Raw genomic sequence first — 22,428 nt, forward strand, 5'->3', positions numbered from 1 at the left:
CATCCTCCTCGCGCCGGGGCCCGACTGATCACCGGGTCAGTTGGCACGCCACTCTGTACCGCGAGGAATGGGTTCGTCAAGAGTCCAATGCGCCGGACCGCGGCCGCGGAACCGAATCAGTCGTCCACTGAGGACAGATGCGGATCCGCCGCGGACAGCCCCACCGCGATCCGCTCGGCCGCGGCCGCCAGGACCGCGGTGACGTCGCGCATTTCGCCCAGCCTGCCGGGCGGGACGGACAGCCCCAACGCGGTCGGGTGCCGCCCGCACCGCACCGGCACCGCCAGGCAGCACACGCCCGTCCGGTACTCCTCGTAGTCCACCGCCACCCGTCCCTGCTCCCGGTGGACCAGGTCGCGCAGGCAGGTCGTGGTGCGCGGGGTGAGGTCGGCGGGCGGGTGCCGGGTGAAGTGGTCGGCCCGGGTCCGCGCGTCCAGCTCGCCGAGCAAGCACTTGCCCAGGGCCGTGGCGTGCCCGGCGTCGCGGAAGTCCACCCACATGTCCACCCGGGGCGACCGGGTGCTGTCGACGACCTCGACGAGTTCGATCTCGCCGTCCCGGTACCGGGACAGGTAGGTGGCGACCCGGTACCGGTCCCGCAACGCCGCCATGACCTGCCGCGCCCCGGCCCGCGCGGCGTGCCGCCGCCCGGCCGCGCCGAGTCCGGCGACGCGCGCACCGAGCACGAACGCCCCGTCGTCCTCGCGGACCAGGTAGCCCTCGTGGACGAGGGTGCGCAGCAGGTGGTACGTCGTCGGCAGCGGAACGCCGGTGCGGTGCGCGATCGCCTTGGCGAGGATCCCGCCGGGGTGGCGGCTGACCTCGTCGAGGATGCGGAACGCGCGCTGCACCGAGGAGATCAGCGTCGGTCCCGAATTCCTGTCCGTCATCAATGCCTCGCACGCCGGTGTGGCGCTGTTTGTCGTGCGGGAGTCCGCGACCACGGTGGCAGGATCAGAATGCAGCGGTCCCACCGGGTTCGGGTGAACCGGCCGTCACGATTCCGCGACGAAACCGCCCGGCGGCGGTTCGATGCCGCGCCGGATGACCCGCGACGGCGCGCCGCTGTCCCCCGGCGACGGCAGCGCGCGCAGCGCGACGAGGACCTCGGCCAGCGGACCGCGGTGCTCCCACACCACGTCCTCGGTGGTTCCGGTCGCGGCGGCGAGCAACCGGATCGCGAGCGCCACGTCGCGATCGGCGATCCAGAGCACGTCGGTGTACCCGATCCAGTGATAGGTGCCGATGATGCCCTCCGGTTCGCCCCGGGAGTCCTGGAACCCGTGGAACCGCCATCCTGATCGGACCAGTTCGGACAGGCCGAGCATCTCCGGGTACCGCCGGGCCGCCTCTCCCACCCGGATCATCCACCGCCTCCTCCACGTCCACGTCGGTCGAAAGACCCGACCGAGATTGCCACCGGCGCGCAAGCGCGGGAAGGCTCCGGGTTTCACATGATGATGCGAAACAGCCCGGAATTCACCCGGCCGGGTTTCAGTCGACGCAGTCCTCGGCGGGCGGGCCCGGTGCCGCGCTCTGCGGGTGCACCGGGACGGCACCGCCCGGGGTCGCCCCGCCGGCGAACGCCGTGCGCACCAGGGCGCGGATGCGCTGCGGGTCGACGACGTTGACGTCCTGGCCGTCGAGCGTGGCGTAGCCCTCGATCGGCAACGTGTCGAACCGGGTGCCCTCGGCGGTCATCCGGCGCAGCTGGTCGCCCAGGGCGAGCCCGTCCCAACCGGCGTCGAGCACCACGTCCCGCTCGGCCGCGTCGGCGAGGTTGCGCACCCTGGTGAGGTCGAGCAACGTCCGCGGGTCGCGGATCTCGCGCGCGGCGGAGGCCAGGAACGCCTGCTGGCGCCGGGTCCGGTCCAGGTCGCCGTTGGGCAGGCCGTGGCGCTGCCGCACGAACGCCAGCGACTGGGCGCCGTCGAGGGTCTGCGGCCCCGCCGGGAACACCGCACCCGAATACTCCTCGTCGTGCACCGGGTGGTTCAGGCACACCCGGACCCCGCCCAGCGTCTCGGCGATGTCGTAGAACCCGGCCAGGCTGACCTCGGCGAAGTGGTCGACGGGAACCCCGGTCAGCGAGCGGACGACCTCCAGCGTCGCCCGGCGGCCCGCCTCCCGGCCGTGCGACTCCAGCACGGCGCGGTCGGTGACGCCCTGCCGCGCCAGCTCCGTCTCGGCGTCGGCCTTGGCCAGCCCGTACGCCTCCTTGATCTTGCGCACGCCCTGGCCGGGCACCGGCACCGCGTCGTCGCGCGGGATGGAGAACCCGCGCACCGGTCCGCCGTCGGCGGGGACGTGCACCAGGATCAGCGTGTTGGTGTTGTACCCGCCCTCGTCGCCGTCCCCGGCGTGCAGCTTGTCCAGGATCTGCGGCGGCAGCTGCCGACCGTTGCGGTCCTTGCGCGTGTCCAACCCCATCAGCAGGACGTTCGTGCCGCCGCCGGTGGACCGCGGCGCACCGTCCAACGCCCGCGAGGTCGCCATGGCCGAGGACACCTCGTCCAGCTTGCGGTGGACGAACACCCCGACGACGACCAGCACGATCACGACCACCACGACGAGCACGAGGACGCCCCGACGCAGGATCCGCCACATCCCGCCTCCCCCGAACGAACGCACCTCGCCCAGGACACCACCGCCACGGCCAGGTTGCAGCAGGGCGCGGCGCGATCAGCAGTCGTGCCAGGGGATCCGGCGGTCCGCGGGGCGCCTCAGTCGACGCAGGGCACGTCCCCGTCGCCCGGAGCGGGCGGCGCGATGGGCGGTGCGGCAGGGGGCGCGGCGGCGGGTGCGCTCGGCCCCGCAGCACCGGCCGACTGCGGCGTCGTGCTCGCGGGCAGGTCGGACGTCTTGAAGGTCGAGCCGAGGACCACGCGGACGTGGCCCGCCGGAACGGAGCTGTCCGCGCTGGTCGGCAGACCGCCGAGCAGCTGGGCGACCTGCTCGGCCGCGCTCTGCTCGCCCGGGTGGTACTGGACGGCCGAACGGCTGCGCGAGGCGGTGTTGGCGATCTGGCCGCGGGAGAAGCCGTGGCCCTCCAGCGTTCCGGCGACCCGGGAGGCCAGGCCGGTGGCCGAGCTGGCGTTGAGCACGTCGACGGTGGCACCGGCGGCGGGCGTCGGCGGTGCCGGCGGCGGGGCCGGGTAGCCGAAGGCGGTGCGGACGATGGTCCGGATCTGCTGCGGGTCGATGTTGTTGACGTCCTCGCCGTCCACGGTGCGGTAGCCCTTGATCGGCAACGTCTGGAACCGCAGGTTGCCACCGGAGAGGTTCTGCGCCTCACCGGCGAACCCGAGCACGTCCCAGCCGGAGTCGATCACGACGTCCTGCTGCACCGCCCCGTACAGCGCCTGGAGCTTCGACGGGTCGGTGAAGGTGCCCGCGCTGCGCAGCTTCGCCGCCACCGACGACAGGAACGCCTGCTGGCGGTGGGTGCGGTCCAGGTCGCCGTTGGGCAGGCCGTGGCGCTGCCGCACGAACGCCAGCGACTGGGCGGCGTCGAGCGTCTGCCTGCCCGCCGGGAAGTCCGCGCCCGAGTAGTCGTCGTGCACCGGGTGGTTCAGGCAGACGTCGACGCCGTGCAGGGCCTGGGCGATGTCGTAGAACCCGGCGAGGTTGACCTCCGCGAAGTGGTCGATGGGCACTCCCGTCAGGCCGCGGACCACGTCCAGCGTCGCCCGGCGGCCCGCGTCGCGGCTCTGCATCTCCAGCTGGTGCTGGTCGGTCACGCCCTGGGCGCGCAGCGCGTTCTCCGCCTTGGCCTTGGCGTACCCGTACGCCTTCTTGATCTTGGCGGGGTGTTCGCCCGGGATGGACACCAGGTCGTCGCGCGGGATCGAGAACGCCGTGGCCGGACCGCCGCCCGCGGGGATGTGGATGAGGATGAGCGTGTTGGTGTTGTACCCGCCCTCCTCGCCGTCCCCGGCGTGCAGTTTGTCCAGGATCTGCGGCGGCAGCTGCCGACCGTCCTGGTCCTTGCGGCTGTCCAGGCCGATCAGCAGGATGTTCATCGCGCCGCCCGTGGAGTGCTCCCCGCCGTCCAGCGCGTTCGAGGTGTTCAACGCGTTGCGGTAGGTCGCCCACCCCGCGCCGACCAGGCACAGCACGACAGCCGAGGCCATCGCGAGCGCGGTGCGCGCGATCCGACTCCCACCGACCGATGAAGAACGCTTTTCCACGGTTTTTCCCGTTCGCATGACTATTTTCGCGACCAACCGCCAATTCCGGCGAAACCGGAATTCCGGCGAGCCGTGGAGGACGGCCGCCGGGGAAAGGGTAGACGACACTTCGGCCGGGTTTTCACACCCGATGGGAATCACCACTCGCGAACGCGCGAGTTCCACGCGGAAAAACGGATCATCGTCACGCCGGGCGCGATGCGGCGCGAACCGCCCGGTCGACATCGACCCGCGCGAGCAGGACGAGACCGACCACGAAGAACACCACCAGCGACACCAACGCCGTCCGGTAGCTGCCGGTGTTCTGGTAGGCCAGGCCGAACAACAGCGGACCGAACGTGCTGGTCGCCGAACTGGAGATCTCGTAGAGCCCGAAGTACTCGGCCTCCCTGCCCGTCGGGATCATGCGGGAGAACAACGACCGCGACAGCGCCTGGCTGCCGCCCAGCACCAGCGCGATCACCAGCGCGAGCAGGTAGAACTGCAGGACGCTGCCCGCGGTCAGCCAGAACGCGGCGACCACCACCCCGGTCCAGACCACCAGACTGGCCTCCACGACGCGCTTGGCGCCCCAGCGCTCGGCCAGCTCGCCGAGCAGCAGCGCCCCGCCGAACGCGGCGAACTGGACGAACAGCAGCGCACCGAGCAGCGTGGACTCGCCCAGTCGCAGCTCGGCCTGCCCGTACTCGGCCGAGACCGTGGTGACCGTGACGATCCCGTCGTTGTAGACCAGGAACGCCGCCAGGAACAGCAGCGTCTGCGGATACCTCGCCAGGCTGCGCAGCGTCTCGCCGAGCTGCCGGAACCCGGCGGTGAGCACGCGCCCGTCGGCGGCCGTGCCCGGCGACCGGTCCCGCAGCAGCCGCAGCGGCACCAGGGCGAACAGCGCCCACCACACCCCGGCGCTGCACAACGACAGCCTGGCCAGCAGCGCGGAGTCGGCGATCGCGAACGACGCGGCGAAGTTCAGCGCCAGCAGCACCCCGCCGCCGACGTACCCGGCCGCCCAGCCCACCGCCGAGACCCGGTCGCGCACCGCCGCCTCGGCGAGGTCGGGCAGCAGCGAGTTGTAGACGATGAACGCGCTGCTGTAGCTGAGGTAGGCGAGCACGAACAGCAGGGCGCCGAGCTGCCAGTCGCGCGGTCCGACGAAGAACATCGCCGCGCAGCTGAACGCCCCGAGGTAGCCGAAGCCCAGCAGCAGGGCGCGTTTGCGCCCGGTGCGGTCGGCGACGGCGCCGACCAGCGGCATCAGCACCACCAGCACCGCGCTGCACAGCGAGACGGTGTAGGTGAACAGCGACCCCGGTGCGATCGGGACGCCGAGCACGGAGAGCCTGCCGTCGCGCCCCACCACGTTCTCGGCCACCGCGGGCAGGTAGCGGCTCATGAACACGGTGACCACCGTGGTCTGGAAGGTGTGGCTGGCCCAGCCGTACGCGTACCAGCCGAACCGCTGGCGGCGCAGCTCCCGGTCCGCCGACGTCGTCGCGGTCATCTCCCCCCTCGCACCCACTTCGCGATCGTCGCAGCCTACCTCGCAGCACTACGGTGGGTGCTCGCGCGGACACGTAGCGGGTGGTGCCGGGTCCAGGCCAGGTCGATCCGGACACATCGGAACCCCGGTGTCCGGTTCTCCCCCTCCCCGGAGGGGCTACGATCGGCAGCAGACCGCACCGACGCCCGGGATGGCATCGCCTGCCTCCTCGACCACACGGAGAGCCCACGATGGGAAGTCTGAGCCCCACCCACTGGCTGATCGTGATCGTCGCGCTCGTGCTGCTCTTCGGCGCGACGAAGCTGCCGCAGATGGCACGTTCGCTGGGCCAGTCCGCCCGCATCCTGCGCGCCGAGGCGCGCGGGCTGAAGGACGACGACGACCACGCCCAGCGGGACAAGCAGAGCGGGAGCGACGCGCCGCAGCAGCTGTCCTCCGGCGAGCAGCAGTCCGCACCGACGACCGAGCAGAACCGGCAGAAGGACCAGCACAGCAGCTAGCGAGTGCGTCCCGAGCGGCGGCAGCCGCTTTCTCGTTCCGCGAGTGGTCTCGCAGCCGACACCGCCTGAGGTGCGTGTCTTTGAACCTGCTCCCGGAAGGGGTGTGGCAAGCGGCGACAGCCGCTTTCTCTTTCGGTGAGCGGTCTCGCAGCCCGCACCGCCGCGGGTTCTCAGCGGTCGTCTCGCGAGGACAGCCCCGACGCTGTGTATTGGGCATACATGAGTCGGGGCTCCCGGAGCCGGTGTGGCTGTGGCGCGTCAGCGCCTCCGTGGGGGGCGGTGGTCGGGTGACGGGCGGGCCGCTGAGGTTCCGCCACCGGCACCGCCACGCAAATCGAGTTCGACGGCAGGCTCTGAAGGTTCCGCCACCCACGACGAGTTCGAAGACGGGTGCTCAGCCGCGGCGCCGAAAGCGTTCCGCCAGCACCGGGTCGTGCTCCCACCACAGACCGCCGTCCGTGCCGTCCTCGTGCGCGTCCTCGTCGAGCTGCCGGTCGACCTCGGCCGCCTCGTGCTCGTCGTCGCGCTTCCACTGCCGCAGGAGCGCACCGAGGAACGGCAGGCCGGCCACGTCCCCGCCGATCCACACCACCCCGGCGGCGATGATCTAGTCGGTGCGCACGCTCGGGCCCCAGGTGCGGGCCAGCGCCTCGTAGTAGTGCGGCGCCCGCAGCGGGCCCAGCCACAGCACCAGGCCCAGCGCGCCGTCGAAGATGACTTCGGCCAGCGAGATCCCGAACGACACGACGTGCATGTCGTCGCGCGGCGTCCGGTCCACCCGCAGCCGCGTCCAGAAGTAGACGAACCCGGCGAACACCAGCATCCCGTGCATCAGCGCGTCCACCACCGACGACCGCAGCGTCAGCTCGTACAACGGCGTCAGGTACAGCGCGAACGGCACGCCGACCAGCAGCGCGGTCACCACGCCCGGGAACGTCAGCAGCTTGGCCGCATCCGAGCGGCTCGCCGCCTCGACGCGGTCGGCGATCCGGCGCGGGACGGCGCGCACCAGCAGCGTCAGCGGCGCGCCGAGCGCCAGCAGCAGCGGGGTGACCATCAGCAGCACGGTGTTCTGCACCGCCCGCACCCAGAACAGGGTGTCCGAGTAGACGCCGAGGAACGACGTGGTGACCAGCAGGACCGTGGCCAGCGCGCCCGCGAACGCCGCCGCGCGCGCCGCGGGCCAGTGCGCTCCGGCGGCGCGCAGCGCGCGCACGCCCCACCAGTAGGCCGCGCCGAGCACCACCACGACCACCAGCGCGGCCGGGTCCGGCGTCCAGGACGTGAACACCCGCTCCAGGGTGAGTTCGGGAGCGGGGACGGGAGGTGTCGGGAAGAACATGCTCATCTCTTCGGGGGTCATGCGCCCTGCCCGCGACCGGCGAGAGCGGTGTTCACCAGGTCCACGGCCAGGTCCCGGGTGGGTGCGGGGACCGGCAGCTCGTCGTCGGTGTACCAGGAGTCCGTGGCCTCCGGGTGCGGGCCGACCAGCCCGAAGGAGCCCCGTCCGTGGGAACCGACCACCGCGGCGGGTTGGCCGCTGCGGTAGTGCGCGAGCACCGAGACCGGGGCGGCGGCTTCCAGCCTGAAGTACGGGCCGTCCTGGAAGTAGACCTGCCTGCCGCGCTGCCGCCAGTCGACGTCGACGACCGCTCCCGCGGTGTGGCTGATCTCGGAGCCGGGCGATCCGGCGTAGCGGTCGGTGTCGCCGGGCAGCAGCCCGAGCCCCGGGCTGCTGCCCGCGAGGTAGGCGCCGAGGCAGAAGCCCAGGTAGCAGCCACCGCCCCGGACGAAGTCGCGGATCGCCCCGGCGCTGCGGCGCAGCCGCCACCAGGCCGGGCCGACGTCACCGCCGCCCGGGTAGGCGTACAGCACCGCGCCGGACAGCGACTCGGCGTCCAGCGGCACGTCCTCGCCGGTGCCGGTGAAGGCCACCCGGTAGTTCAGCGGTGGCGCGGACAGCAGCTCCGCCACCGCCTCGGCCGTGCCCTGCGGCGCGCCGCTCCCGCGGTGCACCAGCGCGTTCGGCCGGGCGGCGGGCGGCGCCGGGCGCGGCGCGGGCGGCGGCGCGCACGCGGTGGCGAGCCCGGCGACGGCTGCGCCCAGGAAGACCCGGCGAGGAATGCGGGGATTTGTCACGTCATGCTCGCATCGTCGTGTCGATCAGGTCGTGGCCCAGGTCCGGGCGGATTCCGTCCGGGTTGGACAGACCGTGTTCGGCGTACCAGGACTCGTCGGCCTCCGGGTGCGGCCCGCAGACGCCGACCGCTCCGGCGCCGAAGCGCACCACGGCGGCGGCGACGGTCCCGTTGTCGTAGGTGGCCAACACGGTCGGCTCCGCCCCGGGCTCGAACCAGAAGTGCGGCCCGTCCTGGAAGTACACGTGGCGCGGCCGGTCCCGCCAGCGCACCCGGACCACCGTGTCGGACTCGTCGGGCACGCTCGCCCCTGCCGAGGCGATGTACTGGTCGGTGTCCCCGGGCAGCAACCCGAACCCCGGGGTCGCCCCGGCGAGGTAGCCGCCGAGGCAGAACCCGAGGTACCGGCCGCCGGAGCGGACGAACTCGCGGATCCGCGCGCGGTGCCGCCGCATCCGGCGGTAGGCCGGGGCGAGGTCGCCGCCGCCGGGCTGGGCGTAGAGCGCGGCGTCGCGCAGCGCTCCGGCGGCCAGCTCGTCCGCCCCGGCGAGGCGAACGCGGAACCGCCACGCCGAGGCGGCGAGCAGCTCGGCGACCGCCTCGGCGCACCCCGGCGACGTGGCGGGCCCGCGGTAGACCACCGCGACCGGTGCGGCCACCGCGCTCACCCGACCGCCCGGCACGGGATCCCCCGCCACCTGGTGCCGGGCTCCAGGTGCTCGCCCTTCATGACCAGCGACAGCGCGTCCAGCCCGGCGCCGCGGCCGACCACCCCGTCGTAGAGCACCACCGACCGGCCGCCGACCGAGGCGCCGGAGCGGACGGTGACCGTCGACATCTTCATCACCCGGTCCTCGAACAGGTGCGTCTGCAGCGAGGTGGCCGGGCCGACCGCCACGTCGTCGCCGAGCCGCACCAGGTCGAACTCGGTGAGGTAGGTGGTCGACAGCCACACCCGCCGGCCGATGCGCGCGCCGAACAACCGCAGCATCACCGGCAGCAGCGGTGTACCCGCGAGCCCGCCGAGCAGCACCGGGACGGCCGCGCTCTCGTACAGGCCGGTGACGAACTCGGTGCGCCGCACGAACCGGCTCCACAGCGGTTCCACGCGGGGCCGGTAGCGGCCGACGACCACCCACTTCAGCAGCACCACGGTCAGCACCACCGCCAGTGCCGCGGCGGCGCCGACCACGGGGGCCAGCGGCGCGGCCACGGCCAGGCCCCCGGCGAGCACCAGCCGCCACAGCGCCAGCACCGCGCCGGTCAGGGCCAGCGACAGCAGCGCCGGGGGCAGCGCGATCCGGAAGAACTCGATGAGCAGCCGCTCGGCCACCCGGCCCCGGCCGGGGCGGAAGGTGAGCTCGTCGGCGAAGCTCGCGCTCTGCTCGCGGCGCGGCAGGAACATCGGCGGCGATCCCAACCACGAACCACCCTCGGTGGTGCCCTCCGGCGGGGTCACGCTGTGCACGCCGACCAGCGAGTTCGCCGCCAGGTCGGCACCGGCGCGGGCCAGCGCGGCGTTGCCGGCGAACGACCGGTGCTCCAGCCGGGTGCGGCCCAGCACGACGTGGCCGCGGTGGAAGGTCGCCGGTCCCAGGCTCGCCATGTCGGCGACGAAGCACTCGTCGCCGAGGTCCAGCAGGTCGGGGTCGAGGTGCGAGACGGTGGAGACCTCCGCGCGGCTGCCGATCCGCGCGCCGAGCGCCCGCAGCCACGGCGGGGTGTACAGCGTCGCGTACAGCGCGTTGGTCGCGGCGAGGCTGAACGCCAGCAGCCGGTCCGCGACGTGCTTGCGCAGCCCCAGCGCCGTGCGCGCCGGGTGCACCCCGACCGGGGCCCGGTGCAGCACGAGGCGCTTGCCCACGGCCACGACCAGGCAACTGGTCAGCACGAACAGCGGCCCGCTGACCACCGCGGCGACCAGCGCACCGGGCAGGCCGTAGCGGAACCCGGCCAGCACGACCAGCACCAGCGACGGGACCGCGACGAGGAACGGCAGCAGTTCCAGCCCCAGCCAGGCGACCGCGAACCCGAGCAGCAGCCGGACCGGCCAGCCCGCCGCGCTCCGCGCACCGATCCGGGACAGCACCGGGTGCGGTTCGTCGGTGCGGCGCGCGGGCGAGCCCGACCAGCGGCGGCCCGCGCCGGCCTCCTGCCCGGAGGCCAGCAGGGACTGCTCGTCGAGGTGCGCGCCGTCGCCGAGCCGGGCCCCGGGCATCAGCACGGCGTTGGCGCCGACGAACGCGCCGGCACCGACGGCGACCGGGCCCACGTGCAACCGGCCGCCCTCGACGTGGGTGGTCTCCAGCCGCGCGCCGTAGCCGACGGAGGCGTCGTCGCCGATCTCGACCAGCGACGGGATGCCGACGCTCGCGGCGGCGAGGTGGGTGCGCGCACCGACGCGGGCGCCGAGCAGCCGCAGGTAGGGCGCCAGCAGCGGCGATCCGCTCAGCGTGCCCAGCGGCGCGAGGCCGAGCAGCGCCTGCGCCGACCAGACCCGCAGGTACGTCGCGCCCCACAGCGGGTAGTGGCCGGGGCGCAGCCGGGCCGTCAGCAGGCGGCAGGCCAGCACCGGCAGCAGCAGTCGCAGCAGCACGAAGCCGACCGCCACCGCCGCGGCGCCCTGCCAGATCGCGGTCACGTCGAGCCGCCCGCCCCGCAGCGCGAGCACCCCGAGCAGCGGCAGGGCGAACACCAGCGCCAGCACGTACGCCACCGCCAGCTGGGCGGTACCGGCCACCGCGACCCGACCGGTGCTGTGGGTGCACGGCGGCGGCTGGTCGGCGGCGGGTTCGGCCGGGTCGCCGGTGTCGGTGAGGTGCTCGGTGAGCTGCCGCACGGTCGGGTTGGCGTAGAGCGCCGCCACCGACAGCGCGGGAGCGGTGCCGCTCTCGCGCAGCCGGGAGACGAGCGTGGTCGCCAGCAGCGAGTGCCCGCCGAGGTCGGTGAAGAAGTCCGCGTGCACCGACAGCTCGTCGACGGCCAGGTTCAACACCTGGGCCCAGACCTCGGCGACGGCGCGTTCGACCGGGGTGGCGGGCGGCTCGTGCGCGGCACCGGCGGCGACGAGCCTGCCGCCCACCGGGTCCGGCAGCGCCGACCGGTCGACCTTGCCGCTGGGCAGCATGGGCAGCGCGTCGAGCACCTCGACGTAGGCCGGGACCATGTAGGGCGGCAGCCTGCGCCGCATCCCGTCGTGCAGTTCCGCCACGAACGCCCCGTCGCGCGGCTCGGGCGAGGACCGGGTCACGTACGCGGCGAGCTCGGTCCCGCCGGGCAGCGCGCGCACCACCGCCCCGCCGACCGAACCGTGCTCCAGCAGCAGGCTCTCCACCTCCTGCAGGTCCACCCGGTGGCCGCGGACCTTCACCTCGCTGTCGGCCCGGCCCAGGTACTCGATTTCCCCGCCCGGCAGGACCCGCCCCAGGTCGCCGGTGCGGTAGTAGCGGCCTTCGGCGTCGGTGCGGAACTTCTCCGCGGTCAGCTCGGGGCGGTTCAGGTAGCGGCGCGCGACGCCGACGCCGCGCACGCAGATCTCGCCGACCTCGCCGTCGGGGACGAGGCGGTCCGCGTCGTCGCGGATCTCGACCCGGTAGGTGGGCATCGGGGTGCCGATGGTCACCGGGCGGCCGGGGCGCAGTTCCGCCCAGGTGGCGGTCACGGTCGTCTCGGTGGGGCCGTAGGTGTTGAGCATGCGGCGGCCGGGACGGCTCCACCGCTCGACCAGTTCGGCCGGGCACGCCTCGCCCCCGACGAGGAGCGTGCGCAGCGCGGGCAGGTCGTCCTCGACGGTCGCCAGGACGGTGGGCACGCAGCACAGGACCGTGACGCCGCTGCTGCGCAGGAACTCGGCCAGCCCCGGTCCGACGCGGGCCTCGCCGTCGGGCCCGGCCACGACCGTGGCGCCGACCGCCCAGGCGGGCCAGATCTCCTCGATGGAGAAGTCGAACGCCAGCGTCATGCCCTGGTAGACGCGGTCGTCGGAGCGCACGCCGTAGACGTGGGTGGCGACCTCGACGAAGTTGCAGATGCTCGACTGGGCCACCTCGACGCCCTTGGGGCGCCCGGTGGAACCCGAGGTGTAGATCACGTAGCAGGCGGGGTCCCCGGACGCGGTCGCCCGGGGGCGTTCGGCGGTCCCGCCTCCGGCGGCCCGCTCGGCGCGCTCGACGTCGACGACCGGGCACGGCTGCTCGCCGAGCTCCTGCGGGGCGTCGACCAGCAGCAGCGCCAGTTCGGCGTCAGCGGCGATGAACTCGATGCGGTCCGGCGGCGCGGCGGGGTCGATCGGCACGTACGCCGCACCGGTCTTGAGCACCGCCAGCAGCGCGACGTAGGCGCGGACGGAGCGCCGCAGCATGATGCCGACGCGCGCTCCGACTCCGACGCCGCGGGAGCGCAGGTGGTGCGCCAGCGCGTTGGCCCGCTCGTCGAGTTCTCGGTAGGTCAGCCGCCGGTCGCCGCACTCGACCGCGATGGCGGTGGGCATGACGTCGCACGTCGCCTCGAAGACGTGGTGCAGCGCGGTCGGGGCGGGCGTGCGCGGCTCGTGGCCGCGGACCCGGGGCTGCGGACGCCGGGAGGGGTGGGCGGTCACCACACCCGATACCCGAAATTCGTTCATCGATTCTGTCCTTCGGCACGGGGAACCGGAGAATTCAGGCACGCAATTCCGCCCAGTCGCATTCGGGCGGCATCGCCAGTCTGCCACCCCGCCCACTCCAGAGCATTTCACCCCCACCCGCGCGAGCCAATCTGAAAATAATGGGAAATCAATCCCCGGCCATTGGCAAAGATTTCGTCAAGAAAAAGTGTTGTTCCAGCTGAACACCTATGCGACCGCAGGGGCAGAAAGTTCGACACCACATTCCGGGTCCATATGCCGACAATCGGGCACACAGGCGCGACCCGGCGCTTCCCGTCGAATTGGATAGCCGTCGCCTCCGGTCGGTCAACGGACGAAGGTCCCGAACCGCCGAGATCGTCGGGACAAGCCGCGCCCGGTGCCCCACGCTGTGGGCACGACCCCGGCGCGAAGGAGGACGGCCCATGAACCGCCCGAAGATCCTCATCGTCGGCGGCGGCATCTCGGGACTGGAGTGCGCGCGCCGCCTGGAACACCGGCTGGCGCCCGACGAAGCGGACATCGCCATGGTCGCCGCGCACAACTACCAGCTCTACCTGCCGCTGCTGCCGCAGGTCGCCTCGGGCACGCTCACTCCGCAGTCGATCGCGATACCGCTGCGGCGCTGCCTGCGCCGCACCCGCGTGATCCCCGGGGGCGCGATCGGCATCGACGGCGCGGCCAAGGTGTGCGTGGTGCGCACGATCAGCCGCGACGTCATCAACGAGTCCTTCGACTACCTGCTCATCGCCGCGGGCAGCGTGACGAGGCAGTTCGACATCCCCGGCCTGGCCGAACACGCGCTGGGCGCCAAGACCCTCGCCGAAGCCGCCTACCTGCGCGATCACGTCATCTCCCAGCTCGACCTGGCCGCGGCGACCCAGGACGAGGCCGAGCAGGCCGCGCGGCTGCGGTTCGTGGTGGTCGGCGGCGGTTACACCGGCACCGAGACCGCCTCCTGCCTGCACCGGCTGACCGCGGACGCGGTGCACCGGTACCCGCGGCTGAACCCCTCGCTGATCCGCTGGCACCTGATCGACATCGCCCCGAAGCTGATGCCCGAACTCGGCGAGAAGCTGGGCCAGGTGGCGATGCGCACGTTGCAGCGGCGCGGCGTGGAGATCTCCCTCGGCGTCTCGGTGGCCCGGCTCGGCCCCGACCACGTCGAGTTCACCGACGGCCGCTCGTTCCCGTGCCACACGGTGATCTGGACGGCCGGGGTCGCCGCCAGCCCGCTGGCCGCCACGCTGGGAGCCGAGAGCATCAAGGGGCGGCTGACGGTGACGCCCCGGATGCAGGTGCCCCGGTTCGACGGCGTCTTCGCGGTCGGCGACGCCGCGGCGGTGCCGGACCTGGTCAAGGGGGGCGACGCGATCTGCCCGCCGACCGCCCAGCACGCCCAGCGGCAGGGCCGCACCGTCGCGGACAACCTCGTCGCCGCGGTGCGCGGGCAGCAGCTGCACCCCTACACCCACCGCGACCTGGGCATGGTCGTCGATCTCGGCGGTCGCGACTCGGTGGCGCGCCCGCTGGGCGTGAACCTCACCGGGGTGCCCGCGCAGCTGGTGACGCGCGGCTACCACCTGTTCGCCATGCGCTCCGGCGTCGCGCGGTTCCGCACCGCGGCGAACTGGTTCCTGGGCGCCGTCACCGGCGCCGACTACGTGCGCACCGGGTTCCAGGCGTACCGACCGGGCACGCTCAGCGACTTCGAGCGCACCGATGCGTACCTGACCCCGGAGCAGGTGAAGGAGCACGTGACCAGCGCTTCCTGAACCCGGGCACGTTCCGCTGCGGCGTGGTGACCGCTCGCCACGTCCTGTTCCAGGTGCGTTGCATTCATCCGATCAGGCGACCAGGCGTCCGATCGGTATTGCATACTGCAACAGCGTTTCGGTGCCGACCGTTGCGGACGAGGCGGCGCCACCGCCACCGGCGGCGGGTGCGGCAACATGATCGACCACAATGGACAGTACCGGTACGCTCGGACCGCAGACCGCAACCACCTGGGGAAAGTTACGCCGACCATGTCGAAGATCCGCTCGCGCATCACCGCCTGGCTGGGACGCCGCTACCTGGCGCGCACCCGGAAGAAGGGCTTCGACCTCGCCAAGATCCCCTTCCTGCCCGCGCAGGCGCTCGTCCCGCTGCTCCGGGACCGGCTCGACCCGGTGCCCGAACTCGGCAAGCAGCGCGCCGAAGCCCCGGTCGCCAAGCTCGACCTGCCGGTGGCCAAGGACGTCTGGCTGGTCACCGGCTACGACGCGGCGCGCGCCGTGCTGGGCAACGTGCACGGTTTCAGCAGCGACTTCCGCAACCTCGTCGGCAGCGTCGGGGTCACCGAGGACATGGACCCGGGCGGCCTGGGCTTCACCGACCCGCCCGAGCACACCCGGTTGCGCCGCCTGCTGACGCCCGAGTTCACCATGCGCCGGCTGAGCCGGCTGACCCCGCGCATCCAGGCGATCGTGGACGAACGGCTGGACGCGATGGCCGCCGCGGACGGCCCGGTCGACCTGTGGGAGACCTTCGCGCTGCCGATCCCCTCGCTGACGATCTGCGAACTGCTCGGCGTGCCCTACTCCGACCGCGAGGAGTTCCAGAAGCACAGCACCGCCCGCTTCGACCTGCTCGGCGGCGCGACCGCCTCGCTCGGCGCGATCTCCGAGCAGCTGACCTACCTGCGCGGCGTGGTCGCCAAGCAGCGCGAGGCGCCCGGCGACGGGTTGCTCGGCATGCTCATCACCGAGCACGGCGACGAGATCGACGACCAGGAACTCGCCGAGCTCGCCGACGGCCTGCTCACCGGCGGCCTGGAGACCACCGCCAGCATGCTGGCGCTCGGCGCGTTGCTGCTCATGGACGACCCGAAGTCGGCCGAGCAGGTGCTCGGCGAACCCGAGGACGTCAACCGCTTCGTCGAGGAACTGCTGCGCTACCTCACCGTCGTGCAGGTCGCGTTCCCGCGCACCGCGCGCGAGGACGTCGAGATCGGCGGGGTGCCGATCAAGGCCGGCGACGTCGTGCTGTGCTCGCTGAGCGGGGCCAACCGGGACGAGGCGCTCGCGGTGGGCGCCGAGACCTTCGACCCCACCCGGGAACCGACCTCGCACCTGGCCTTCGGCCACGGCATCCACCGCTGCATCGGCGCCGAACTGGCCCGCATGGAACTGCGCGCCGCCTTCCCGGCGCTCGTCCGGCGCTTCCCGGACATGCGGCCGGCGATCGACCCGGCCGAGGTCGACTTCCGCAAGACCTCCATCGTCTACGGCGTCGAGTCGCTGCCCGTGCTGCCGTGAACGAAGCGTGACCGGACCGGCACGCACCGCACATAAATCCACTGTGGACACTCCAGGGTCACCGCGACGGCGGAAGCGGTGCCGCACCCCCTGACCTACCGTGGCCCGGCGGGAGGAGGGGATGTCCGGTGGATCCGGCCGATCTGGTCTGGTACGTCAGTTACGGCTCGAACATGCACGCCGCACGGTTCACCTGCTACCTGCGGGGCGGCACGCCACCCGGCGCGATGCGCAGCTGCCCCGGCTGCCGGGACCCGCGACCACCGCGCCGCTCGACCGGCTACCAGCTGCCCGGCGGCATCTACTTCGCCACCGAGTCGGAAACCTGGGGTGGCGGACGCGCCTTCTACGACCCCGACCTGCCCGGTCCCGCCCCGGCCCGCGCCTACCTGATCACCGCCCAGCAGTTCTCCGACGTCACCGCCCAGGAGATGTACCGCCGGCCGGGCGCCGACATCGACCTGGCCCCGGTGTTGGAGACCGGCCGCCACCGGATCGGACCGGGCCGCTACGAAACGCTGCTGCACGTGGGAGAACTCGACGGCCACCCGGTGCTGACGTTCACCGCCCCCTGGTCGGCCGGGGACGTCGCGCCCAACCCGCCATCCGAGGCGTACCTGCGGATGCTGGCGGGCGGTCTGCGGGAAGCCCACGGCTGGAGCGCCGAGCAGGCCGTCCGGCACCTGCGCGCCGTCGCCGAGCAGACACGCAACGCGGTTGATTACCTACGGTGAGTGTCCGGGCCCAAAGACTCGTTCCGAGGCCCCGCACGGGCACCTACCGTGACAAGTGCTCACCTGAATCCGGTGGGCACAGGGCGCTTTCGACCGCGCCGAACGATCGGGTCGCGCCTGTGGAAGCAGGCGCGGCGTGCTGCTCGGCAGCACCACGAGTTCGTCCGACACCACGTCTCATGAAACCAGGACAATCCCATGAGCATCAAAGATGTCTTCACCCTGCACCGCCGCCACGGCTGGGGTTGGGGTTGGGGCTGGGGTTGGGGCTGGGGTTGGGGCGGCTGGGGCGGCTGGGGTGGTTGGCACTGAGGTGATTCCTCGGTGACCAGCACCGTCCAACCGCGTCATGGCCGAACCCTGACCTGATGCTCAACTCTGGTCTGATCTCAACCCGGACCTGATCGCTCCAATGAACAGCAGTGGGGCTCGCCTGCACAAGGCGGGCCCCACGTGCACGTCCGCAGTGGACTCCTCACGCGGTGGGGATCACCAGCACCGGGCACCCGGCGTGGTGGATGAGCGCCTGGCTGGTCGAACCCAGCAGCAGCCCGGCGAACCCGCCACGGCCCCGGGACCCGACCACCAGCAGCTGCGCCCGCTCGGACTGCTCCAACAGCGCCACGGCCGCCGAGCCGGGACCGACGAAGCGCTCGACCGCGACGTCCGGGTAGCGCTGCTGCCACCCGGCGAGCAGTTCGGCGACGTAGAGCTCCTCGCGCTCGCGCACCTGCTTGGCCGCCAGCCCGCCGGGCGGGCGCGGCACGTCGAGCGCGTGCCAGGTGTGCACCACGCGCAGCGGTACCGACCGGGTGTCCGCGACGTCGAAGCCGTGCGCGAGCACCCGCTCGGCGACGGCCCCGCGCCCCGGCGCGCCGCCCCGCGGGGAGGGTGGTCCGTTGACGCCGACCACCACCGGGCCGTCGGCGGCGAAGGTCGGCTCCGCGCCGCGCACCACGACCGTCGGGCACCGCCCGTGCGCCACCACCGCGACCGCCGCCGACCCGGCCAGCAGACCGGTGAACCCGCCGAACCCGCGGTCGCCCACCACCATCAGGCCGGCCTGGGCCGATTCGGCGATGAGCACCTTCTCCGGCGTTCCGGGCAGCGAGGCGGTCTCGACCGGGACGTCCGGCGCGTGCTCGGCGGCGACCTCCGCCGCGGCCGACAACCAGGTCTCCACCTGCCTGCGGACCACGACGTGCTGTTCCTTCCCCCAGTGCAGTCCCGGCATGTCCGGGAGCGCGGGCAGCGCGAACACGTCCCCGTAGACGATGCGCAGCCGCGCGTCGCGGCGTCGCGCCTCCTGGGCGGCCCACCGCACGGCGTTGCGGGCGATCGCCGAACCGTCGATGCCCACGACCACCGGACCGGCTCTGACCTCGGACATCGGCGCTCCCCAGTGGACCATCCGGCGTTCATCCCCGTCGCGGGTCGGGTACCCGCAGCGCGGCGGGCGTGAACGAGCCGCGATCCGGCGCGCCCGCCGACACCGCGCGAGGAGGAGGACGAACATGACCAACATCCGGCCGCGTCCCGGCTCGACCTTGCCCGATCTGCTGCAGTGGCTCGAATCCCCGTTCGGCGAGCGGCACGCGATGCGCATCGAGAGCTACGTCGACCAGGGACAGTTCGTGATCCGCTGCGAGCTGCCCGGCGTCGACCCGGACAACGACATCCACCTCGACCTGCAGGGCAACCAGCTCAACATCACCGCGGAACGCCGCTACGAGGAGCGCGACGACCAGCACAGCGAGTTCCACTACGGCACGCTCAACCGCACGCTGCTGCTGCCCGCCAACTGCAACACCGACGAGATCGAGGCCGAGTACGACGCCGGGATCCTGACCGTCCGCATCCCGCAGCGCGATTCCGGCGGCCGGCGGGAGATCCCGATCGCCCGCCGCGGCTGAGGTGCGGCGATGGCGGCCACCGGAGGCGGGTCCGGACCGGTGGGCGGCGCGGTGGTCGTCGGCTACGACGGGACCGGCGAGTCCGCCAAGGCCGTCCGCTGGGCGGCGGCGGAGGCGACCACGCGCGGACGACCGCTCGTGGTGGTGTGGGCCCTCGCGGTCCCGTTGGAGAAGCTGTCCCGGGTGCACCCGTCCAGCGGGGAGGTGACCTTCACGGCGCTGCGCGCGGACGCCCTGCGCGAGATCGACGAAGTCGTCTCCGACATCCGCTCCACCGGCCTGGACGTGCGGGCGGACGCGCGCCTGGGGCACCCGGCGCGCGTGCTGCTCGACGCCTCGGCGGACGCGGCGCTGCTCGTGCTGGGGTCGCCGCAGCCGAGCAAGATCCGGCGGATCCTGGTCGGCTCGACGGCCGCGGAGCTCATCCGCCGGGCGCAGGTGCCCGTCGTGGCGGTGCGCAGCGACGACGCGTCCCCGCCGTCCCGGGTGGTCGTCGGGGTGGACGGGTCCGCGCACAGCGAGCGAGCGATCGGTTTCGCCCTCGACGCCGCCGAGCGGCACGGCGCGGAGCTGACGGCGCTGCTGGTGGCCGAGGAGCCGTACCCGGACGCGCTGCCGCCGGTCCGCGGCTGGCGGTTGCCCTCCGACGACGTGGACGCCGCCCGGCGCGAGCTCGCCGAGGTGCTCGCCGGCAGGCAGGAGAACCACCCGGGCGTCACCGCGCACCAACGGGTCGTGACCGACGAACGGCCCGCGCAAGCCCTGGTGGCCGCGGGTGCCGACGCCGACCTCCTGGTCGTCGGCACGCGCGGTCGCGGCGTGGTGCGCACGACGTTCCTCGGCTCGGTGAGCCATGCGGTCGTGCACTACGCGCCCTGCACCGTGGCGGTCGTGCGCTGATCACGGGACCAGGTAGATGACGCTGAACAACCCGATCCACACGATGTCGACGAAGTGCCAGTAGTACGACACCACGATCGCCGCGATGGCCTGGGCCGGGGTGAACCTGCTCAGCTTGGTGCGCACCATCAGGAAGACGAACGCCATCAGCCCGCCGATGACGTGCAGGCCGTGGAACCCGGTCGTCATGTAGAACACGGTCCCGAACGCCGAGCTCGCCATCGTGGTGTCGTGCTCGGTGACCAGCGTGTGGTACTCCCCCGCCTGCCCGGCGACGAAGATCGCGCCCATCACCAGCGTCACCACGTACCAGCGGCGCAGCCCGAACACGTCGCCGCGCTCGGCGGCGAACACCCCCCACTGGCAGGTGAACGACGAGGCCACCAGGATGATCGTGAACGGCAGCGCGTAGACGACGTCGAGTTCGGCGGGCGGCGGCGGCCACCGGCCGCTGTTCTGCGCCTTCACCGTGAAGAACATCGCGAACAGACCGGCGAAGAACATCAGCTCGCTGGCCAGCCACACGATGGTGCCCACGCTGACCATGTTCGGCCGGTTCAACGAGTGGACCCGCCTGCTCACCGGAAGCGTCGGCTCAGCCATGCCCGCCAGTATGCGACGGCGACCGGGTCGGCGAGAGTGGATCAGCCGTCCACAGAGGACGAGTCGGTGCGACCGCCGGGGTGGCGCCTGCGCCACACCACGAACACCGCACCGGCCACCACCGCCCACGACGCCAGCACCACCACCGGTTCCAGGTGGAACGCCTCCGGGAAGTAGATGGCGTTGCGTTGCGCGTTCACCGAGGCGCCCGGCGGCAGGAACCGGCCGAGGAACCCCAGCACCGGCGGCAGCAGCGGCCACGCCACCGCCCCGCCGGAGGACGGGCTGCCGAGCAGGATCATCACCGACCAGGTCGGCAGGATCGCCCAGCGGCCGAACAGCGTGTTGAAGGCGGTGAACACCATCCCCGCGGTGAACATCGTCAACGCACCCACCGCCCAGGACGTGAGCAGCGGCATCGGCAGCACCGCCAGCGCCCGGCCGACGACCGCGCACACGCACAGCGACCCGAGCGCGGCGTACCCGGCGGTGAACGCGATCCGCTCACCGGGGTTGAGCGCCTTGGCGTGCACGCTGAGCTGGATCGCGCCGACGAATCCGAGCACGACCGAGGCGAGCGTGACGTAGAAGACCGCCACGCCCTGCGGGTCGGTCGGCGACAGCGGGCGGATGTCGGTGATCTGCACCGGCACCCCGGCCGCGCGCCCGGCGGACGGCGCGGCCTGCGACAGCACCCGCGCCACCGACGCCCCGGACGCCGCGGCCACGTCGAGCCGGACGTCACCGGGCTGCTGCTCGACGATGGCGAACACGCGCTGCTCGGCGACCGCCTGCCGCGCCGCCGCGACGTCCGGGGACCGCTGCAACGCCAGCGAGGTGTTCAGGCGGTGTTCCAGCGCGTCCACGAACCGCGCGCCCTGCGCCGAAGAGCCGGTCACCGCGGTCGGGATGTGGTGCGGCACCGGGTTGGCCATCGCCCAGCAGTACGACCCGGCGAACAGGCCCGCCGCGCAGGACACGATCAGCGACACCACCACGGCGGGCAGGAAGGGCGAGAGCCGGAACCGGTACCACCGGGCCGCCAGTCCCCGCCGGGCGGGGCCGTCGACCGCGGACACCTCGGACATGCCGACACGGTACGAGCGCCTCCCGCGCCCCGCGATCGGTTGGGCTTTCCCCGGCGAACTCGTTCGTTGGAGGCAGCGGGGAGCGGCGCGAGCCGCTTTCTTCCTTCAGCGAGTGCGCGAGCAACCGGCACCACCGCGCAAAACGAGCCCAACGGCCAAAGACTCAGCCTCGGCCGAGGTAGGGCATGGCGGTGGCGGTGATGGTGAGGAACTGGACGTTGGCGTCGAGCGGCAGGCGCGCCATGTACAGCACCGCCTCGGCGACGTGGCGGACGTCGAAGGTCGGTTCGGCGCGCACCGAGCCGTCGGCCTGCACCGCGCCGGTGGCGATGCCCGCGGTCATCTCGGTGGCCGCGTTGCCGATGTCGATCTGGCCGCAGGCGATGTCGTGCTCCCGCCCGTCCAGCGAGATCGACTTGGTCAGGCCGGTGATGGCGTGCTTGGTCGCGGTGTAGGCGACGCTGCGCGGGCGCGGGCTGTGCGCGGAGATCGAACCGTTGTTGATGATCCGGCCGCCGCGCGGGTCCTGCTCCCGCATGATCCGGAACGCGTGCTGGGCGCACAGGAACGAGCCGGTGAGGTTGACCCGCAGCGCGGCCTCCCAGTCCGAATAGGACAGTTCGTCCACCGCGCCCGGGGTGCCGAACGTGCCCGCGTTGTTGAACAGCACGTCCACCCGGCCGAACTCGTCGCGCACCGCGTCGAACAGCGCGGCGACCGCGTCCGGGTCCCCGACGTCGGCGGGCAGCACCCGGGCCGTGCTCGCGCCGCGCGCCGTCTCCCGCAGCGGATCGAGGCGCCGTCCGACCAGCACGACCCGGTACCCAGCGCCCAGCAGCGCCTGGGCGACGGCCCTGCCCACTCCGGAACCTGCCCCGGTCACCACCGCGACGTCGTTCACCGCACCCTCCGATCAGCTCTGGTCGAAAGACGATCGAAGC

Annotated in this window: 20 protein-coding genes; 6 read left to right on the forward strand and 14 right to left on the reverse strand. The window is 72.8% G+C overall.

What is annotated here, in order from left to right; genetic code table 11:
* Positions 1 to 116 precede the first annotated feature (116 nt).
* From NV263_RS20825 to NV263_RS20845, 5 genes are all read right to left on the reverse strand, one after another.
* On the reverse strand, positions 117 to 890 hold the full coding sequence (locus tag NV263_RS20825; RefSeq protein WP_263248200.1) for an IclR family transcriptional regulator: 774 nt from the start codon (positions 888 to 890) through the stop codon (positions 117 to 119).
* A 105-nt stretch (positions 891 to 995) separates the two neighbouring features.
* A complete protein-coding gene (locus tag NV263_RS20830) occupies positions 996 to 1,367 on the reverse strand; it encodes a hypothetical protein (RefSeq protein ID WP_263248201.1) in 372 nt (123 codons plus the stop codon).
* Positions 1,368 to 1,494: 127 nt separating this feature from the next.
* The gene (locus tag NV263_RS20835; protein ID WP_263248202.1) at positions 1,495 to 2,607 is read right to left on the reverse strand and encodes an LCP family protein; all 1,113 of its coding nucleotides are present in this window, start codon (positions 2,605 to 2,607) and stop codon (positions 1,495 to 1,497) included.
* 116 nt (positions 2,608 to 2,723) lie between these two features.
* Entirely contained in the window at positions 2,724 to 4,133 is a 1,410-nt protein-coding gene (locus tag NV263_RS20840) for an LCP family protein (RefSeq protein ID WP_263248203.1), read from the reverse strand.
* 241 nt (positions 4,134 to 4,374) lie between these two features.
* The gene (locus NV263_RS20845; protein WP_263248204.1) at positions 4,375 to 5,688 is read right to left on the reverse strand and encodes an MFS transporter; all 1,314 of its coding nucleotides are present in this window, start codon (positions 5,686 to 5,688) and stop codon (positions 4,375 to 4,377) included.
* 230 nt (positions 5,689 to 5,918) lie between these two features.
* On the opposite strand from NV263_RS20845, the gene tatA reads away from it, so the two are divergent.
* Positions 5,919 to 6,188: a Sec-independent protein translocase subunit TatA gene (gene tatA / locus NV263_RS20850; RefSeq protein WP_263248205.1), complete on the forward strand. Its 270-nt coding sequence runs from the start codon at positions 5,919 to 5,921 to the stop codon at positions 6,186 to 6,188.
* A 394-nt stretch (positions 6,189 to 6,582) separates the two neighbouring features.
* Here tatA and NV263_RS20855 read toward each other — a convergent pair whose 3' ends face one another.
* The 5 genes from NV263_RS20855 to NV263_RS20875 are packed head-to-tail and all read right to left on the reverse strand — an operon-like array spanning position 6,583 to position 12,950.
* Positions 6,583 to 6,780: a hypothetical protein gene (locus NV263_RS20855; protein WP_263248207.1), complete on the reverse strand. Its 198-nt coding sequence runs from the start codon at positions 6,778 to 6,780 to the stop codon at positions 6,583 to 6,585.
* 15 nt (positions 6,781 to 6,795) lie between these two features.
* Entirely contained in the window at positions 6,796 to 7,551 is a 756-nt protein-coding gene (locus tag NV263_RS20860; RefSeq protein WP_263248208.1) for a cytochrome c oxidase assembly protein, read from the reverse strand.
* Positions 7,548 to 8,327 carry a BPL-N domain-containing protein gene (locus tag NV263_RS20865; protein WP_263248209.1) on the reverse strand — a complete coding sequence of 260 codons (780 nt, stop codon included), beginning with the start codon at positions 8,325 to 8,327 and terminating at the stop codon, positions 7,548 to 7,550. The genes NV263_RS20860 and NV263_RS20865 overlap by 4 nt, the downstream gene beginning before the upstream one ends.
* A 1-nt stretch (position 8,328) precedes the next feature.
* Positions 8,329 to 8,985 (reverse strand): BPL-N domain-containing protein, encoded by a 657-nt coding sequence (locus NV263_RS20870; protein ID WP_263248212.1) that lies wholly within the window; start codon positions 8,983 to 8,985, stop codon positions 8,329 to 8,331.
* Between the two features lie 5 nt (positions 8,986 to 8,990).
* Positions 8,991 to 12,950: a Pls/PosA family non-ribosomal peptide synthetase gene (locus NV263_RS20875; RefSeq protein WP_263248213.1), complete on the reverse strand. Its 3,960-nt coding sequence runs from the start codon at positions 12,948 to 12,950 to the stop codon at positions 8,991 to 8,993.
* Between the two features lie 425 nt (positions 12,951 to 13,375).
* On the opposite strand from NV263_RS20875, the gene NV263_RS20880 reads away from it, so the two are divergent.
* The 3 genes from NV263_RS20880 to NV263_RS20890 all read left to right on the forward strand — a co-directional run bounded on the left by NV263_RS20880 (position 13,376) and on the right by NV263_RS20890 (position 16,983).
* Positions 13,376 to 14,725, forward strand: a complete 1,350-nt coding sequence (locus tag NV263_RS20880; RefSeq protein WP_263248215.1) for an NAD(P)/FAD-dependent oxidoreductase — start codon at positions 13,376 to 13,378, stop codon at positions 14,723 to 14,725.
* A gap of 252 nt (positions 14,726 to 14,977) precedes the next feature.
* Complete coding sequence (locus tag NV263_RS20885) at positions 14,978 to 16,249, forward strand: cytochrome P450 (protein ID WP_263248217.1); 1,272 nt, start codon at positions 14,978 to 14,980, stop codon at positions 16,247 to 16,249.
* Positions 16,250 to 16,377: 128 nt separating this feature from the next.
* Positions 16,378 to 16,983, forward strand: a complete 606-nt coding sequence (locus NV263_RS20890; protein ID WP_263248219.1) for a histone deacetylase — start codon at positions 16,378 to 16,380, stop codon at positions 16,981 to 16,983.
* 475 nt (positions 16,984 to 17,458) lie between these two features.
* Here NV263_RS20890 and NV263_RS20895 read toward each other — a convergent pair whose 3' ends face one another.
* Positions 17,459 to 18,373, reverse strand: a complete 915-nt coding sequence (locus tag NV263_RS20895; protein WP_263248220.1) for a universal stress protein — start codon at positions 18,371 to 18,373, stop codon at positions 17,459 to 17,461.
* A gap of 124 nt (positions 18,374 to 18,497) precedes the next feature.
* On the opposite strand from NV263_RS20895, the gene NV263_RS20900 reads away from it, so the two are divergent.
* Together NV263_RS20900 and NV263_RS20905 are read left to right on the forward strand one after the other, a co-directional pair.
* Entirely contained in the window at positions 18,498 to 18,896 is a 399-nt protein-coding gene (locus NV263_RS20900) for an Hsp20/alpha crystallin family protein (protein WP_263248224.1), read from the forward strand.
* 9 nt (positions 18,897 to 18,905) lie between these two features.
* The gene (locus NV263_RS20905; RefSeq protein WP_263248226.1) at positions 18,906 to 19,796 is read left to right on the forward strand and encodes a universal stress protein; all 891 of its coding nucleotides are present in this window, start codon (positions 18,906 to 18,908) and stop codon (positions 19,794 to 19,796) included.
* On the opposite strand, the gene ctaE is transcribed toward NV263_RS20905, so the two are convergent.
* From ctaE to NV263_RS20920, 3 genes are all read right to left on the reverse strand, one after another.
* Complete coding sequence (gene ctaE, locus NV263_RS20910; RefSeq protein WP_263248227.1) at positions 19,797 to 20,399, reverse strand: aa3-type cytochrome oxidase subunit III; 603 nt, start codon at positions 20,397 to 20,399, stop codon at positions 19,797 to 19,799.
* Positions 20,400 to 20,440: 41 nt separating this feature from the next.
* Positions 20,441 to 21,487, reverse strand: a complete 1,047-nt coding sequence (locus tag NV263_RS20915) for an ABC-2 transporter permease (RefSeq protein ID WP_263248229.1) — start codon at positions 21,485 to 21,487, stop codon at positions 20,441 to 20,443.
* 163 nt (positions 21,488 to 21,650) lie between these two features.
* Entirely contained in the window at positions 21,651 to 22,388 is a 738-nt protein-coding gene (locus tag NV263_RS20920; RefSeq protein ID WP_263248230.1) for an SDR family oxidoreductase, read from the reverse strand.
* Positions 22,389 to 22,428 lie beyond the last annotated feature (40 nt).

The sequence above is a fragment of the Saccharopolyspora rosea genome, from assembly GCF_025643595.1.
GTDB classification, from domain to species: domain Bacteria; phylum Actinomycetota; class Actinomycetes; order Mycobacteriales; family Pseudonocardiaceae; genus Saccharopolyspora; species Saccharopolyspora rosea.

What these genes read in the sequence shown, in the direction of transcription:
- ctaE (WP_263248227.1), bottom strand. Translation starts at nt 20,399, where the DNA reads ATGGCTGAGCCGACGCTTCCGGTGAGCAGGCGGGTCCACTCGTTGAAC.
- NV263_RS20885 (WP_263248217.1), top strand. Translation starts at nt 14,978, where the DNA reads ATGTCGAAGATCCGCTCGCGCATCACCGCCTGGCTGGGACGCCGCTAC.
- NV263_RS20905 (WP_263248226.1), top strand. Translation starts at nt 18,906, where the DNA reads ATGGCGGCCACCGGAGGCGGGTCCGGACCGGTGGGCGGCGCGGTGGTC.
- NV263_RS20860 (WP_263248208.1), bottom strand. Translation starts at nt 7,551, where the DNA reads ATGACCCCCGAAGAGATGAGCATGTTCTTCCCGACACCTCCCGTCCCC.
- NV263_RS20900 (WP_263248224.1), top strand. Translation starts at nt 18,498, where the DNA reads ATGACCAACATCCGGCCGCGTCCCGGCTCGACCTTGCCCGATCTGCTG.
- NV263_RS20880 (WP_263248215.1), top strand. Translation starts at nt 13,376, where the DNA reads ATGAACCGCCCGAAGATCCTCATCGTCGGCGGCGGCATCTCGGGACTG.
- NV263_RS20830 (WP_263248201.1), bottom strand. Translation starts at nt 1,367, where the DNA reads ATGATCCGGGTGGGAGAGGCGGCCCGGCGGTACCCGGAGATGCTCGGC.
- NV263_RS20875 (WP_263248213.1), bottom strand. Translation starts at nt 12,950, where the DNA reads ATGAACGAATTTCGGGTATCGGGTGTGGTGACCGCCCACCCCTCCCGG.
- NV263_RS20845 (WP_263248204.1), bottom strand. Translation starts at nt 5,688, where the DNA reads ATGACCGCGACGACGTCGGCGGACCGGGAGCTGCGCCGCCAGCGGTTC.
- tatA (WP_263248205.1), top strand. Translation starts at nt 5,919, where the DNA reads ATGGGAAGTCTGAGCCCCACCCACTGGCTGATCGTGATCGTCGCGCTC.
- NV263_RS20895 (WP_263248220.1), bottom strand. Translation starts at nt 18,373, where the DNA reads ATGTCCGAGGTCAGAGCCGGTCCGGTGGTCGTGGGCATCGACGGTTCG.
- NV263_RS20825 (WP_263248200.1), bottom strand. Translation starts at nt 890, where the DNA reads ATGACGGACAGGAATTCGGGACCGACGCTGATCTCCTCGGTGCAGCGC.
- NV263_RS20840 (WP_263248203.1), bottom strand. Translation starts at nt 4,133, where the DNA reads ATGGCCTCGGCTGTCGTGCTGTGCCTGGTCGGCGCGGGGTGGGCGACC.
- NV263_RS20835 (WP_263248202.1), bottom strand. Translation starts at nt 2,607, where the DNA reads ATGTGGCGGATCCTGCGTCGGGGCGTCCTCGTGCTCGTCGTGGTGGTC.
- NV263_RS20915 (WP_263248229.1), bottom strand. Translation starts at nt 21,487, where the DNA reads ATGTCCGAGGTGTCCGCGGTCGACGGCCCCGCCCGGCGGGGACTGGCG.